At 66.4% G+C, this 14,672-nt stretch carries 10 protein-coding genes and 1 pseudogene; 7 read left to right on the forward strand and 4 right to left on the reverse strand.

Features of this window, described 5'->3' with window-relative positions; genetic code table 11:
• The 5 genes from carB to H7U32_RS00475 all read left to right on the forward strand — a co-directional run bounded on the left by carB (position 1) and on the right by H7U32_RS00475 (position 7,888).
• Positions 1–3,390 (forward strand): carbamoyl-phosphate synthase large subunit, encoded by a 3,390-nt coding sequence (gene carB / locus H7U32_RS00455; RefSeq protein ID WP_204467066.1) that lies wholly within the window; start codon positions 1–3, stop codon positions 3,388–3,390.
• A gap of 108 nt (positions 3,391–3,498) precedes the next feature.
• Positions 3,499–4,464, forward strand: coding sequence for an orotidine-5'-phosphate decarboxylase (gene pyrF / locus H7U32_RS00460; RefSeq protein WP_204467359.1), 966 nt, complete (start codon positions 3,499–3,501; stop codon positions 4,462–4,464).
• The gene (gmk, locus tag H7U32_RS00465; protein WP_204467068.1) at positions 4,461–5,108 is read left to right on the forward strand and encodes a guanylate kinase; all 648 of its coding nucleotides are present in this window, start codon (positions 4,461–4,463) and stop codon (positions 5,106–5,108) included. The genes pyrF and gmk overlap by 4 nt, the downstream gene beginning before the upstream one ends.
• A gap of 158 nt (positions 5,109–5,266) precedes the next feature.
• Complete coding sequence (locus H7U32_RS00470; protein WP_239457373.1) at positions 5,267–6,268, forward strand: glycosyltransferase family 2 protein; 1,002 nt, start codon at positions 5,267–5,269, stop codon at positions 6,266–6,268.
• Between the two features lie 198 nt (positions 6,269–6,466).
• On the forward strand, positions 6,467–7,888 hold the full coding sequence (locus H7U32_RS00475) for a glycosyltransferase family 39 protein (RefSeq protein WP_204467069.1): 1,422 nt from the start codon (positions 6,467–6,469) through the stop codon (positions 7,886–7,888).
• 14 nt (positions 7,889–7,902) lie between these two features.
• Here the strand turns inward: H7U32_RS00475 and H7U32_RS00480 are convergent, their stop codons facing one another.
• From H7U32_RS00480 to ilvD, 4 genes are all read right to left on the reverse strand, one after another.
• Positions 7,903–8,574, reverse strand: a complete 672-nt coding sequence (locus tag H7U32_RS00480; RefSeq protein ID WP_204467071.1) for a hypothetical protein — start codon at positions 8,572–8,574, stop codon at positions 7,903–7,905.
• A 161-nt stretch (positions 8,575–8,735) separates the two neighbouring features.
• Positions 8,736–9,350, reverse strand: coding sequence for an HAD family hydrolase (locus H7U32_RS00485; RefSeq protein ID WP_204467073.1), 615 nt, complete (start codon positions 9,348–9,350; stop codon positions 8,736–8,738).
• Between the two features lie 230 nt (positions 9,351–9,580).
• A complete protein-coding gene (locus H7U32_RS00490) occupies positions 9,581–10,498 on the reverse strand; it encodes an aldo/keto reductase (protein WP_239457374.1) in 918 nt (305 codons plus the stop codon).
• Between the two features lie 159 nt (positions 10,499–10,657).
• Positions 10,658–12,514 (reverse strand): dihydroxy-acid dehydratase, encoded by a 1,857-nt coding sequence (gene ilvD / locus H7U32_RS00495; protein WP_204467365.1) that lies wholly within the window; start codon positions 12,512–12,514, stop codon positions 10,658–10,660.
• Between the two features lie 128 nt (positions 12,515–12,642).
• Here ilvD and H7U32_RS00500 point away from each other — a divergent pair.
• A pseudogene (locus tag H7U32_RS00500) lies at positions 12,643–13,193 on the forward strand (DDE-type integrase/transposase/recombinase); the annotation flags it as partial.
• Between the two features lie 60 nt (positions 13,194–13,253).
• Positions 13,254–14,519 (forward strand): hypothetical protein, encoded by a 1,266-nt coding sequence (locus H7U32_RS00505; RefSeq protein WP_204467075.1) that lies wholly within the window; start codon positions 13,254–13,256, stop codon positions 14,517–14,519.
• Positions 14,520–14,672: the final 153 nt, after the last annotated feature.

Consider the following 14,672-nt stretch of genomic DNA (forward strand, 5'->3'; position numbering starts at 1 on the left):
ATGCCGAAGCGCACCGACATCAAATCCGTGATGGTCATCGGCTCCGGCCCGATCGTGATCGGGCAGGCCGCCGAGTTCGACTATTCGGGAACCCAGGCATGCCGCGTGCTGCGCGAGGAGGGCATCCGCGTCATCCTCGTCAATTCCAACCCGGCCACCATCATGACCGACCCGGAGATGGCCGACGCCACGTACATCGAGCCGATCGCCGTCCCGATCCTCGAGCAGATCATCGCCAAGGAGCGCCCCGACGCGCTGCTGCCCACCCTCGGCGGCCAGACCGCGCTCAACGCGGCGATGGCCCTGGGCGAGGCCGGCGTGCTCAAGAAGTACGGCGTCGAGCTCATCGGCGCCTCCCTGGAGGCCATCGACCGCGGCGAGGACCGCGAGCTGTTCAAGAAGGTCGTCGAGGAGGCGGGCGCCGAATCCGCCCGCTCCGAGATCGCCCACAGCATGGAGGAGGTCGACGCGATCGCGGAGCGCTTCGGCTACCCGCTGGTCGTGCGCCCGAGCTTCACCATGGGCGGCCTGGGCTCCGGCATCGCCCACGACGAGGAGGAGCTGCACCGCATCGCCGGCGCCGGCATCCACTATTCGCCCACCGACGAGGTGCTCATCGAGGAGGGCATCGAGGGGTGGAAGGAGTTCGAGCTCGAGCTCATGCGCGACCGCAAGGACAACGTGGTCGTCGTCTGCCCGATCGAGAACGTGGACCCGGTGGGCGTGCACACCGGCGACTCGATCACCGTGGCCCCCTGCTTCACGCTCACGGACCGCGAATACCAGAAGCTGCGCGACATCGGCATCGCGATCATCCGCGGCGTGGGCGTGGACACCGGCGGCTGCAACATCCAGTTCGCCGTGCACCCGGACACCGGCCGCATCATCGTCATCGAGATGAACCCGCGCGTCTCGCGCTCCTCCGCCCTGGCTTCCAAGGCCACCGGCTTCCCGATCGCCAAGATCGCCACCAAGCTGGCCCTGGGCTACACGCTCGACGAGATCCGCAACGACATCACCCAGTCCACCCCGGCTTCCTTCGAACCGACCATCGACTACGTGGTCACCAAGGTGCCGCGCTTCGCGTTCGAGAAGTTCCCCGGCGCCGACCCGACGCTGACCACCTCGATGAAGTCCGTGGGCGAGGCCATGGCGCTGGGCGGCAACTTCCAGGAGTCCCTCGGCAAGGCGATGCGCTCCATCGACAAGCGCCACATGGGCTTCAACTGGGACGGCGCCAAGCCGACCGAGGACGAGGTCGCGCAGCTGCTCGAGGCCGTCAGGACCCCCACCGAGAACCGCTACCTCGAGCTCATGCGCGCCATCTGGGGCGGCGCCACGATCGAGCAGCTGTTCGCGGCCACCAAGATCGACCCGTGGTTCCTCAAGCAGCTCACGCTCATCAACGAGACCGCGCAGGCCGTGCGCCAGGCCGAGGTCCTCGACCCCAAGCTCCTCAAGCGGGCGAAGCTGGCGGGCCTGTCCGACCTGCAGATCGCGCATCTGCGCGGCCTGGGCGACGGCGGCGAGAACACCGTGCGCGAGCTGCGCTGGGCCTACGGCCTGCGCCCCGTGTACAAGACCGTGGACACCTGCGCCGCCGAGTTCGACGCGGCCACGCCGTACTACTACTCCTGCTACGCCGACGAGTCCGAGGTCAAGCCGCGCGAGCGCGAGGCCGTGATCATCCTCGGCTCCGGCCCGAACCGCATCGGCCAGGGCATCGAGTTCGACTACACCTGCGTGCACGCGGTGCAGGAGCTCGGCAAGGACTATGACACGATCATGGTCAACTGCAACCCGGAGACCGTGTCCACCGACTACGACATCTCCGACCGCCTGTACTTCGAGCCGCTCACCTTCGAGGACGTGCTCGAGATCTACCAGGCCGAGAAGCGGATGGGCCCGGTCAAGGGCGTCATCGTGCAGCTCGGCGGCCAGACGCCGCTGTCCCTGGCCCAGCGTCTCAAGGACGCCGGCGTGCCGATCCTGGGCACCACGCCTGAGTCCATCGACCTGGCGGAGAACCGCGAGCTGTTCGGCCAGGTCCTCAAGGACGCGCATATGAACGCGCCGCGCTACGGCACCGCCCTGAGCCTGGAGGAGGCGCGCGAGGCCGCGCACGCCATCGGCTACCCGGTGCTCGTGCGCCCGAGCTACGTGCTCGGCGGCCGTGGCATGGAGATTGTGTACGACGACGCGCAGCTGGTCAAGTACGTCGAGCGCGCGCTCGAGGAGGCCCAGGCCGACACGGTCGTCTCCGGCCGTCTGCCCTCCCCGCTGCTCATCGACAAGTTCCTCCAGGACGCCATCGAGATCGACGTCGACGCGCTGTTCGACGGCGAGGAGCTGTACATCGGCGGCATCATGGAGCATGTGGAGGAGGCCGGCGTCCACTCCGGCGACGCCGCCTGCACGCTGCCGCCGAGCACGCTGTCGGACGACCAGATCCGCCGCCTGCGGGAGGGCACCTACGCCATCGCCAAGGGCTGCCACGTGCAGGGGCTGATCAACGTGCAGTACGCCTTCATGGCGAACACGCTGTATGTGATCGAGGCCAACCCGCGCGCCTCGCGCACTGTGCCCTTCGCCTCCAAGGCCACTGGCGTGGCGCTGGCCAAGGCCGCGGCCCGCATCATGGCCGGCGAGACGATCCAGCAGCAGCGTGACAACGGCCTGCTCCTGCCCGTCGGCGACGGCGGCATCACGCACCGCGGCCAGCAGGTGGCGGTCAAGGAGTCCGTGCTGCCGTTCAAGCGCTTCCGCACTCCGGTCGGCAAGACCGTGGACGTGCTGCTCGGCCCGGAGATGCGCTCCACCGGCGAGGTCATGGGCTTCGACCGCGACTTCCCGCACGCCTTCGCCAAAAGCCAGCTCGCCGCCTACGAGGGCGGGCTGCCCACCGGCGGCAACGTGTTCGTCTCGGTGAACGACTCCGACAAGCGCCAGCTGCCGATGGTGGCCGTGCGCTTGGTGGAGCTCGGCTTCGACATCTGGGCCACCGAGGGCACCGCCTCCGTGCTGCGCCGCTACGGCATCGACGCGAAGATCGTGGACAAGATCTCCTCGCGCATGGACTCCGAACCGGACGCCCCGGTCGAGGTGCGCCACGCCGAGGGGTCCACCGGCAAGAACGTCATGGAGCTCATCGAGGAAGGCAAGATCGACCTCATCCTCAACACGCCGAACTCCCGCGGCTCCCGCTCCGACGGCTACTCGATCCGCGCCGCCGCCATCGCCGCCGACATCCCGCAGTTCACGACGATGACCGAGTTCTCCGCCGTGCTGCTGGCCATCGAGGCAGTCAAGCGCAACGACTACCAGATCATGAGCATCCAGGAGCATTCCGCCCAGCTTTTCAAGCTGGAGCAGCAGGACGCCCGGGCCTGAGGCCGGGCGACTAGGATGACGACGGACGGGCGGGGGCGACCCCGCCCGTCGCCGTTTGCGCAGCGGCTACCATGGAAGGCGAGGAGAAAGGATGGGACCGCGATGACGATGATCGCCAGCACGCATGAGGATGCCCAGGAGGCGCTGCGCTCCGACTTCGGCCTGCGCCTGCGCAATTCGATGAACAAGTACGGTCCGCTGTGCGTCGGCATCGACCCCCACCGGCGTCTGCTCACCGACTGGGGCTACGATGTGGACGCCGACGGCGCCGAGATGTTCGCGATGCGCATGCTCCAGGCCGCCAACGGGCGCGCCGCCGCCGTCAAATTCCAGTCCCCGATGTTCGAACGCTACGGTTCCAAGGGCTTCGCCGCCTTGGAACGTGTGCTGTTCGCCGCCCGCGAGATGGGCATGATCACCATCGTGGACTGCCTGCACGGAGGGCTGAGCACCACGATCTCCGCGATCGCCGACGCCTACTTCAAACCCGGCGCCCCGCTGCTGGCGGACGCCATCACGCTGCTGCCGTACTACGGCGCCCGCTCCCTCAACCATCTCATCGGCGACGCCCTGGACAACGGCCGCGGCGTGTTCGTCGCCTCCCTCACCTCCAACGAGGAGGGCCGCAGCCTGCAGACCGCAATCCGTCAGCACGGCGAGTACAAGGGCAAAACCGTGGCCTACGGCATCGCCGCCACCGCGCAGAAGCACAACGAAGGCGTCAAGGGCATGGGCTCCGTCGGACTCATCGTCGGCGCCACCATCGGCCAGTGGCTCGACGACTCCGGCCTCGACCCGGCCGAGTTCACCGGCCCGATCCTGTCGCCCGGTTACGGCTGGCAGGGCGCGAAGGCCGAGGACCTGACCGACGTGTTCAGCGGCACCAGCGGCAATGTGCTGGTCACGGTGTCGCGCGCCATCGCCACGCACGGCCCGGACATCGCCGACCTGACGGAGGCCACCGAAGCCGTGCTGCTGGACATCCGCCAGGCGCTGCTCGAGGCGACCGCGCAGCCGGAGAACCCCCACCACCATGACGACGACGAGACCGGACCGAAGGAGCACCACGCATGACCACGACCACCACGACCACGACGACCACCGTGCCGCCGTCCGCATCGGCGCAGGCCGGCCGCAAAGGCGGACGCCTGGTGGTGCTGTCCGGCCCGACCGCCGTGGGCAAGGGCACGGTCGAGGCACGCCTGCTCGAGCGGCATCCCGAGGTGTGGGTGTCTGTGTCGGCGACGACGCGCGCGCCGCGCCCCGGCGAAACCGACGGCGTGGACTACCACTTCATGACCGAGGAGCAGTTCCTCGCCGGCGAACGGGCGGGGGAGTTCCTGGAGACCGCCGTCGTGCACGGCATGGCGCATTACGGCACGCCGCTCAAGCCGGTGCTCGAGCATCTGGCCGCCGGCGTGCCCACGCTGCTCGAGATCGACCTGCAGGGGGCGCGCCGCGTGCGCGAACGCGCCCGCGAGCTGGGGCTGGACGTGGTGTACGTGTTCATCGCGCCACCCTCGTTCGACGAGCTCAAGCGCCGCCTGACCGGCCGCGGCACGGAGACGCCCGAGCAGCAGGCCCGCCGCCTGGAGACCGCCAAGGTGGAGCTGGCCGCCGAACCGGAGTTCGACGTGGTCATCGTCAACGACACCGTCGACCGCGCCGCCGACGAGCTTTGGGGCGTCATCGCCGCCGAATACGGCCTGGCCGACTGACGCCCCCGCATCCCTCCCCTAGGGGAACGCCCCGGCTGCCTTCGATGCGGCCGGGATCGTTTCCGTGTGTCCCCTGACCGCCCCGCGACCTTGGCCGTACCACACTGGAGACCAAGGATGCCGGCTCGGGGCCGGCTCGCCGAGGGGAAGGAACGGCCATGGCCGGGGGACCAGCGCAGGTCATCGGCGGACGGGAGGCCATGACGCCGACCGTCACGCTCATCGTGCCCACCTACAACGAGGAGGCGGTGCTGCCGGCGGCGTTCGACCGGCTCGACGCGCTCGCCGCGCGCGGGCCGGCGGACCGGTGCCGCTACGAGGTGCTGTTCGTCGACGATGGCTCGACGGACGGCACGCGCGGCCTGGTGGGCGCGTACGCCAAGCGCCGCGGGTACGCGGACTATGTGTTCCTGTCGCGCAACTTCGGCAAGGAATGCGCGATGCTCGCCGGCCTGGACCGGGCCGAGGGCGACGCTGCCGTCATCGTGGACGCGGACATGCAGGACCCTCCCGAGCTGATTGCGCGGATGCTGGACCTGTGGCGCGAAGGCTACGACGACGTGTACGCCCGCAGACGGTCGAGGGCGGGCGAGAGCTGGTTCAAACGCACCACCTCACGGTGGTATTACCGGCTGTTGGCCGCGATGAGCCCGGTCGCCATCCAGCCCGACACCGGCGACTTCCGTCTGCTCGACCGCCGGTGCGTGCTCGCGCTGCGTCGCCTGCGGGAAGCGAACCGCAACACGAAGGCGTTGTTCAGCTGGATCGGCTTCCGCAAGAAGGAATTCCTCTACGACTGCGACGCGCGGACGGCCGGCCACAGCAAATGGAACTATCCGAAGCTGATGCGGCTCGCGTTGGACGGCATCACCTCGTTCACCACCGCGCCGCTGCGCGTGGCCGCCTACGTCGGCACGGCCGTGTCCGTGCTGGCGCTGGGCTACGCGGGGTACATCGTGGCGCGCACGCTGGCCCTCGGCGTGGACGTGCCGGGCTACGCCTCGCTGCTGGTGGCGTTGCTGTTCCTCGGCGGTGTGCAATTGCTGGCGTTGGGCGTCATCGGCGAATACCTGGGGCGCATGTTCACCGAGGTGAAGCGACGGCCCGACTATCTGGTCGAGGAGGAGTCGACGGCGCGCGGCGCAGGGGGCCGGTCGTGACGGGCGGCTCGAGGACCGCAGGCGGCGGGACGGCGCGGATGGCCCGGGCATTGCCCAGGATGGCTCGGGCGTTGCCGTGGGTGGGCGGCGTGGCGGCCGCCCTGATCTCCTTCCTGCTGGGCGTGGGGCGCTCGTTGTGGTTCGACGAAGGCTACACCACGATGGTGCTGTCCCTGCCGTTCCCCCCGGATGATGGCGATGCTGGCGGTCGATGCGCACCCGCCGCTGTACTACCTGCTGCTGCGCGGCTGGACCGCGGTGTTCGGGTTCTCGGAGCCGGCGATGCGCGCGATGGGCGCCGCGCTCTGTGAACTGACGGTGGTGGCCACGGCCAGGCTGGTGACGATGCTCGCCGGAACGCGGCGCATGGCCTTGGCTCTGCCGTTCCTCGTGCTCGGGCCCCTCACCCTGCGCTACGGCTATGAGCTGCGCATGTATGCGCTGACGGCTTTGCTCGCCGTGCTGGGCACCATCGCGATGCTCAGGGCGTTGCGCGCCGAGCGGGACGCCGGCGGAGCCTCCGCCCGCCGTCGCATCTGGCTGTGGTGGGTGGCGTATGGCATCGTCGTGGTCGCGGGCATGCTCACGCAATATCTCATGGCGTTGGTCTGGCTCACCCAGGCGATATGGCTGCTCGTGCGCACCATCCGTGACGGGAGCGGTGAGCGGGCATCGTGGCGGTGGCTGGGCGCGTACGCGTTGGCCGTCGTGCTGTTCCTGCTGTGGCTGCCGACCGCCTTCGACCAGTTCGGGCATGCCGTGCTGCCGGCGATGCACGGCGCGTTCACGCCGGCCGCGTTGGCGGATTTGGTCATGGCCTGGTTCACCGGTCTCGGCGCGGCGCATGCCACGGGTCTGGTGACGCTCGGACTGCTGGCCGTGGCCGTCGTGGTCGTGGCGTCGTGCCGGCAGGTGCCCCGCCGGTGGCGGATGCTGGCGCTGATGTGGCTGGGACCGGTGCTGCTGCTCGTTCTGGTGGCGGCGGTGCGCGAGCCTTTCATGCATGGATACGGCGTGCTGGTGATGGTGCGCTACACCGTGATGGCCATGCCGTTCTGCTACGCCTTTCTCGGCGTGCTGTGCGCGGACGTGGCGCTGCGGGACGGCGGGGACGGGACCGCCCGCGTCGCGGCCGCGGGGGATGGCAGAAGCCGCCGCACAGCCCGGCTGGCCGCGGTCTGCCGGCGCTGGGGCGCATGGGCATGCGTGCTGACGATGGTCGTGGCCGGTGACATCGCGCTCGCCGTCAACGGCAACACCGTCTACGAGCAGTCGCGCACGCCCCATGCGCGCGCCGTGGCCGCCGCGGTGCCCTGCTCGGCGCGGGACATCGTGGTGGCCGCCGACCCGTTCACCGCCACCGACGCATGGTGGTATTACCGCGCATGCCCCGGGTACCGGCTGATCGCACCGGAAGGCGGTCTACCGTCCTGGGGCGGCTATGCGCCGCTGCGTGGGACGGTGCCCGTCATACGGTCGCTGGACGACCTGCCGGCAGGCGTGCGCTCCATCACCGTCATCCAGACCTTCGGCGCCGGCCGGCCGCCGTCGGCCACGGCGCGCCACCCGCTGGCCTCCTGCACGGATATCGGCGAATACACGGTGTGCCGTTTCCGCTGAGAGGCAGTGAGGACTCAGTCTTGGACGATGGCGGGGATGCGCATGCCGTCCGCCAACGGACCGCGTGGCAGGAAGCCGGCGTCACCCAGACGCATGAGGCGGCGGTCGCGTGCCGGCATTGGATAATCGGCCACCGCGCAGATGCGGTGCTGGCCGTAGCCGACGTCGAAGCGGCCGTCGGCGCGGCGGCGCACCTCCACGCTGGGGTCGCCGTAACCGAACCACATCTCCAGGAACGTACGCTCGCGGATCGAGGGCACGTCGAACTCGAGTTCCAGCGCGCGGTCATTCACCGGGTTCACCCAAGGAGCGGCGGAGACGACGGGGGAGTGGGCGGCGCTCAGGATGTTCGTGCCGTGGCTGGGTGTGCGGCGCACCATGAGCGTGTCTGTGTGCCCAGGGACCGGCGGCTCACCGGCGCCGTTGCCGGCAACATCGCCTTCAGCGGCCTTCAGTGTGCCGGCGGCGGCGAACAGCTCGTCGCGCACGGCCGTCCAGTCCATCCGGTCCCATTCCAGACGGTTGTACTCCTCATGACGGCTCGGCCAGAAATCATCGGCATACTGACCGGCCTGCGGGTCAGGCGCCGAGGGGAATACCAGGTCACCAAGGCGCACCGCGCGCCACCCGGCCCCCTGCTGGTCAAGGAAATCGTTATTCGCCGTCAAGGAGAATTGCTGCATCATAGCCCTCCGCCACCCTGAGCATCACAGTTTGCTTGCGTTGTCCTCGGCACCGCCGCGTGCGGGACCGAAGCCAGCATCGCATCATAGGAAGGGGGCGCGGTGGCCGCACCATCGTGCCCGGCTCGTGGGCAGGGGCTGTCCGGGAGCCGGACTGAGGGGCGTCAGAGGTCGAGCCCGCGGACGCGCAGCACGGCGCGGGCTTGGTCGGCGCCGGCGAAGCGGACTGCGGGAAGGCCCGCGGCGTTCGCCGCGTCGACGTTGTACTGCAGGTCATCCAGGAACAGCGTGTGCGCGGAATCGAGGCGGAACCGGGTGAGGGCCAGCGCGTAGAACTCGGGGTCGGGCTTGGCCATATGTTCCTCGCCGGAGACAAGGACGCCGGAAAGACGCGTAAACAGCTCGGGGAACCGGGCCCTGACCGTGGGGAAGCGGTCGGCGGCCCAGTTGGTCAGGGCCCACAGGCGTACCCCCTGCGGCGCAAGGTCGGCCAGCAGGTCTGCCATGCCGGGCACGGCACCCGTGAGAGCTTCCTCCCAGTGCTCATTGAACAGCCGGTACAGCGCCGCATATTCCGGCCCCTGTTCGGCTTCGTATCGAGGGAGCACCTCGGCAGCGGTCATGCCGCGCTCGCGCAGGTCCTCGGCATACCAGAAGCCGTGTCGGTCGTCGTCGGCCACCAGCTCGGCCATCCGGTCGGCAGGGACCATGCTGCGCAGCGCAAGCCGCGGATGCCACTCCACGAGCACGCCGCCTACGTCGAACACCACATCAGTCACAGGCAGCATTGTCGCACGACATCCGCGCATGGCTACGGACGATACGTTGACTCTCATAGTCAAGCATTGTGCCGTCCAAGTCCGTGATGTTCTACAGGAGCGACATCATCGCGGAATGGCGCTGATGTCACGGCGGGCATGGCAATGGCAGTGTCCGAACGATGCCGAGAAATCGGCATCAGTCGTGGACGATGGCGGGGATGCGGATGGCGTCGGCCAGCACCAGCAGCTCACAGCCAGTCGAGCGGCTGCTTCTCCGTCGGCGCGGGGAACGCCTCGTCCAGTTGTGTCAGATCCTCTTCCGTGAGACGCAGGGCTGCGGCCGCGGCATTCTGCTGCGCATGCGTTATTGACGATGCCATCGGAATCGCGACGGTGTGATCGTCCCGCAGCACCCAGGCCAGCAGTACCTGGGCGGGCGTGGCCTGATGATGCTGTGCGATCGCGCGCACCGTGGGGTCCTGGAAGAGCCCCCGCCTGCTGCGGGTCCCGCCTTGGGCGAGCGGCGAATACGCCATCATCGGCATCCGGTGTGTTCTGAGCCACGGCTGCAACGCCACCTCCACGCCGCGCGAGCCCAGATGGTAAAGCACTTGGTCAGTCGCACAGCCGTCGCCGCCCGGCACGGCCATGAGCTCCTCCATGGCCGGCACATCGAGGTTGGAGACACCCCAGCGGCGGATCAGTCCTTCGTCGCAGAGCTTGCGGAATTCGGCGACCGTCTCTGCCAACGGCACGTCGCCCCGCCAGTGGAGCAGATACAGGTCCAGATACTCTGTGCCCAGACGGTTGAGACTCGCCTCGCAGCTGCGGCGCACATCATCCGCACCGGCATGCTCCGGCAGCACCTTGTCCACGACGAACAGGTCATCCCGCGTCAGGCCAGGCACGCCGCCGTGCAGGGCCTTCTTCAGCGCCGCCCCCACGACGCGTTCGGTGTCGCCGTCCGCGTACATCTCCGCCGTGTCGATGAGCCGCATCCCGGCGGCCATCCCCGCGCACAGTGCCCCGGCCTCGTCCTCCTCGGAGGCGCGGTCCTCGCCCATATGCCATGTGCCCATGCCGATCGCCGGCATGCGTCCCCCGTCCGGCAGTGCCACGGTCCGCGTCGCCGCGGCCGGACGCCCATCCCCAGTGAAACCCGTCATGCCCGCCATCCTAGTCGCGTCCGTTCCACCTGGGAAAACATATGCGACATTCACCCCGCCCATGCTGTCGCATATGTTCCCGGGCAGGGACGGCATCCGGACATGGAAAGGGGGAGTCCCGAAGGACCCCCCTAGACGGAATCGGCCGGTTGGGACCGGTCAGGCCAAGCCGGAGAGCTTGTTGATGAGCTCTGGATCGCGCGTGGCACCCTTGTCGGCGGAGCGGGCGAAGGCGGCGTAGGCCTTGAGCGCCAGGCTCACCTTGCGGTCGCGGTGCGCCACGTAGCCGTCGCCGGCTTCCAGTTCGGCGCGGCGTTGGGCCAGCTCCTCGTCCGTGAGCTCCACGTTCACCGTGCGGGCGGGGATGTCAATCGAGATGATGTCCCCGTCCTTGATGAGCGCAATCGGGCCCTTGCTCGCCGCCTCCGGCGCGATATGCCCGATGGACAGTCCGGAGGAGCCGCCGGAATAGCGGCCGTCGGTGAGCAGCGCGACCTGCTTGCCGATACCCTTGCCCTTGACGAAGGAGGTCGGGTAGAGCATCTCCTGCATACCCGGGCCGCCCTTGGGACCCTCGTAGCGGATGACGAGCGCCATGCCCGGCTTGAGCGTGTTGTTGAGGATCACCTCGATGGCCTGCTCCTGGGACTCCACCACCAGGGCCGGTCCGCGGAACTTCCAGATTTCCTCGGGCACGCCGGCGGTCTTGACGACGCAGCCGTCGGGGGCGAGGTTGCCGTGCAGCACGGCCAGGCCGCCCTCCTTGATCTCCGGGTGGTCGATGCTGTGGATCGCGCCATGCTCGCGGTCGGTGTCCAGCTCGTCGAACAGCGTGGTGTGCGTCCACGGCTCCGGCGAGACGATGTGCCCCGGGGCGGCCCGGAACATCGTCTTGGCCTCCTCGGTGCAGGTGTCGCGCATGATGTCCCAGTCGGCGAGCTTGGATTCCAGGTCCGGGTAGTCGATCGAGTGGACGTCGCGGTGCAGCTTGCCCGCGCGGTCCAGCTCGCCCAGGATGCCGGTGATGCCGCCGGCGCGATGCACGTCGGAGATCTCCCACTTGCCGGAGGGCGCGGCCTTGCAGATGCAGGGCACCGTGTGGCTGATGCGCTCGATGTCGTCGAGCGTGAAGTCCACGTCCGCGCTCTGGGCCATGGCCAGGATGTGCAGCACGGTGTTCGTGGAGCCGCCCATCGCCACATCCATGGTCATCGCGTTCTCGAACGCTTCCTTGGTGGCGATCGAACGCGGCAGCACGGAGGCGTCGTCCTCCTGGTAGTAGCGGCGGGCGATCTCGACCACCTGACGCGCGGCGCGGCGGAACAGGTCCTTGCGGAAGCCGTGCGAGGCCAGGATCGTGCCGTTGCCCGGCAGCGCCAGGCCGATCGCCTCGGTCAAGCAGTTCATCGAGTTCGCGGTGAACATGCCGGCGCACGAGCCGCAGGTGGGGCACACGGTTTTCTCATAGGCGAGCAGGTCCTCGTCGGAGACGTTGTCATCAGCGGAGGCGTACATCACAGAGATGAGGTCGGTGTTTTGCTTGACGGTGCCGTCGGAGAGCACGGTGGTGCCGGCCTCCATCGGACCGCCGGAGACGAACACGGTGGGGATGTTGAGGCGCAGGGCGGCCATGAGCATGCCCGGGACGATCTTGTCGCAGTTCGGGATGCAGATCAGGGCGTCCGCGCAGTGCGCGTTCACCTGGTATTCGACGGTGTCGGCGATGATGTCGCGGCTCGGCAGCGAGTACAGCATGCCGGTGTGGCCCATCGCGATGCCGTCGTCCACGGCCATCGTGTTGAACTCGCGGGGGATGCCGCCCGCCTCCTTGATCGCCTCGGAGACGAGGCGGCCCACCTTGTTGAGGTGGACGTGGCCGGGGACGAACTCGTCGAAGGAGTTCGCGATGGCAATGATCGGCTTCCTGCCGAGGTCCTCGCCGGGCACGCCGGCCGCACGGTACAGGGCGCGGGCGCCGGCGAAGACGCGGCCCTTCATGATCTTCTCGGAACGCATTTCCATGGCCACCATTGTCCGTGACGGCGGGCACGGGGGCATGGGGTCGGCCGCATCGTGGAACGGGATGACGTGTGGCCACTGACGGAGTTTCGTGGCATCTTGGATATTCACGAGGATTGCTTTGTAAGGGCACGGGCGGCAGGCCCGACCTGGTGGAGCGCAGGTTCCGGGCGTGCGCGCCGAACCGGCTGCATGTGGCCGGCATCACCTACGCGCGCATGGCCGGCGGCCGGTTCGCGTATGCGGCGTTCGTCACCGACGTGTACGCGCGTCGTATCGTCGGCTGGGCGTGCGCCGCGAGCATGAACACGGAGGAGCTGCCCCTGCGGGCGTTGGAACGGGCGGTCTCCTGGGCGTCGAGGCATGGCGGCACCCAGGGACTCGTGCGCCACGGCGGCCACGGCACCCAGTGCATCAGCACGGTGTGCACCACCAGGGTGATGGAGTACGGGATGCTCCCGTCCACCGGCACGGTCGGCGACTCGTGCGACAACGCCATGGCCGAATCCGTCGACGGCGCGTACAGGACCGAGCTCGTCTGGCGCAGCAGGCCCTTCCGCAGTCTGGACGGGCTGGAACTGGCCACGTTCCAATGGGTCTCGTGGTGGAACTCGGAGCGACTGCACGTTTCCTTGAGTTACAGGACACCGCAACAGGTCGAGAACGAGTACTATGAACACCAAGCGGCACAAGCCGCCTCGCTATAAGGGCGAAGCGACAATCAGGCCACTTCAGAATGGGGGACGGGGGATACCACAAGGGAGTCAGCAACAACACCCTAGCATGGGAAGTCGGAAGCATCGGCCTCATTAATGCGATCAATAGTTCAACCGCAGCAGACGTCAGCAACAAGGCCCTGCGAGCCGCAGTCGAGCTAGCGGACCGGCAGGACGTTGCCAATGCGAAGCTCGAGCGACAGGCGCGAGAGATCGCTAACCTCAAAATCATTGCGAGCAATGCGCTAAAAGCACAGAGCAAAACGCTTGAACTACAATCCAAAACTCTGGAAGAGCAGGCGGAGCAAACTAAACAGCAAGAGCGAATGCTTCAAAATCAAATACATGCAAACTACGCTAACTGGCTTTCCAATACGGAAGATGGTCGATTCTTTCGCCGGTACGAGAAGATTGCGCAAAATCAGATAACAAAAAATGTCGCCTATTCATCGCTGCTAATGCCTCTTCTGTCAGAAGACATTACGCAGGAAGAAAACCGTCGTATTGCTGAAGTTGAAAAGCAGTATGATCCTAGAATTGAAGAAGAGCAAAAGAGAATCGAAGTGGCTCAAAAAGCCGATAAGGATAGAGTGGAGAAATATAATAAAGAGCAAAGAGATAAATATAATAAGGCATTAGAGGAAGCAGAGCAAAAGAGAGAGTTAAAGAAAACGGAGAAAGATAGCTTGCCTAATAAGCCGCTGAGCCATCTTTCTATTATGGGCTTTCTTGTGGCAGCTCTCGCGGGGATATGGACTGTTCTATTCTTTGTTATCACCCGGATCATGGCATTGCTTGATAGTCAGAGTGATTTCCGTTTTTTGGCAGAAGATACATTAAAGCCTGCTCTCATAGTTGCTATTGTGGGAATTATCGTATTTTTTGCTTTTGGCAATGATTCCGACAATAATTCTGACAATGATTTTGACAAGGATAAGACGACCGTCAAAGAACCTCTTTATACTCATCCTATGCCAGTCGACACTAGCTATTTACAGGAACTGGAGAAATGTAAAAACGAGGAATGCGAAAGGAAGCGTCGTGATGTTGGCTATGTGGCTCCGTTAGCAACGGACTGGGCTTGTATTGAAGATATTAATCAGTATATGAGCACCATTCAAACTGCAATCAATAAGCCGGAAGAAAACCTGCCGCGCATGGAAACACTCCCTTCCCTACAAACTATTGTCCCGTCTGTGGAGTGGATTCCTGAATGGGCGGAACGGACACACACAGAAGTGCAACAATTCGCAACAATCAAAGGCATCACTGTTCCAACCATTTAAAGTTAGGCTCTATTAAACCAGTTTGACATTGTGGGCTTGACTTCCTCTCCCATCTGTAGCTGCACTGAAATTACAGATGGGAGATAGCGGACATAAGCTTGATTGACAACATCCGCCGCTAACTAGATGCTGGCATGATTCAGGACGGTCAGA

The sequence above is a fragment of the Bifidobacterium pullorum subsp. saeculare genome, assembly GCF_016899725.1.
GTDB classification, from domain to species: domain Bacteria; phylum Actinomycetota; class Actinomycetes; order Actinomycetales; family Bifidobacteriaceae; genus Bifidobacterium; species Bifidobacterium pullorum_C.

Coding starts and splice junctions, on each gene's coding strand:
- carB (WP_204467066.1), top strand. CDS start 1: ATGCCGAAGCGCACCGACATCAAATCCGTGATGGTCATCGGCTCCGGC.
- pyrF (WP_204467359.1), top strand. CDS start 3,499: ATGATCGCCAGCACGCATGAGGATGCCCAGGAGGCGCTGCGCTCCGAC.
- gmk (WP_204467068.1), top strand. CDS start 4,461: ATGACCACGACCACCACGACCACGACGACCACCGTGCCGCCGTCCGCA.
- H7U32_RS00470 (WP_239457373.1), top strand. CDS start 5,267: ATGGCCGGGGGACCAGCGCAGGTCATCGGCGGACGGGAGGCCATGACG.
- H7U32_RS00475 (WP_204467069.1), top strand. CDS start 6,467: ATGCTGGCGGTCGATGCGCACCCGCCGCTGTACTACCTGCTGCTGCGC.
- H7U32_RS00480 (WP_204467071.1), bottom strand. CDS start 8,574: ATGATGCAGCAATTCTCCTTGACGGCGAATAACGATTTCCTTGACCAG.
- H7U32_RS00490 (WP_239457374.1), bottom strand. CDS start 10,498: ATGACGGGTTTCACTGGGGATGGGCGTCCGGCCGCGGCGACGCGGACC.
- ilvD (WP_204467365.1), bottom strand. CDS start 12,514: ATGCGTTCCGAGAAGATCATGAAGGGCCGCGTCTTCGCCGGCGCCCGC.
- H7U32_RS00505 (WP_204467075.1), top strand. CDS start 13,254: ATGGGGGACGGGGGATACCACAAGGGAGTCAGCAACAACACCCTAGCA.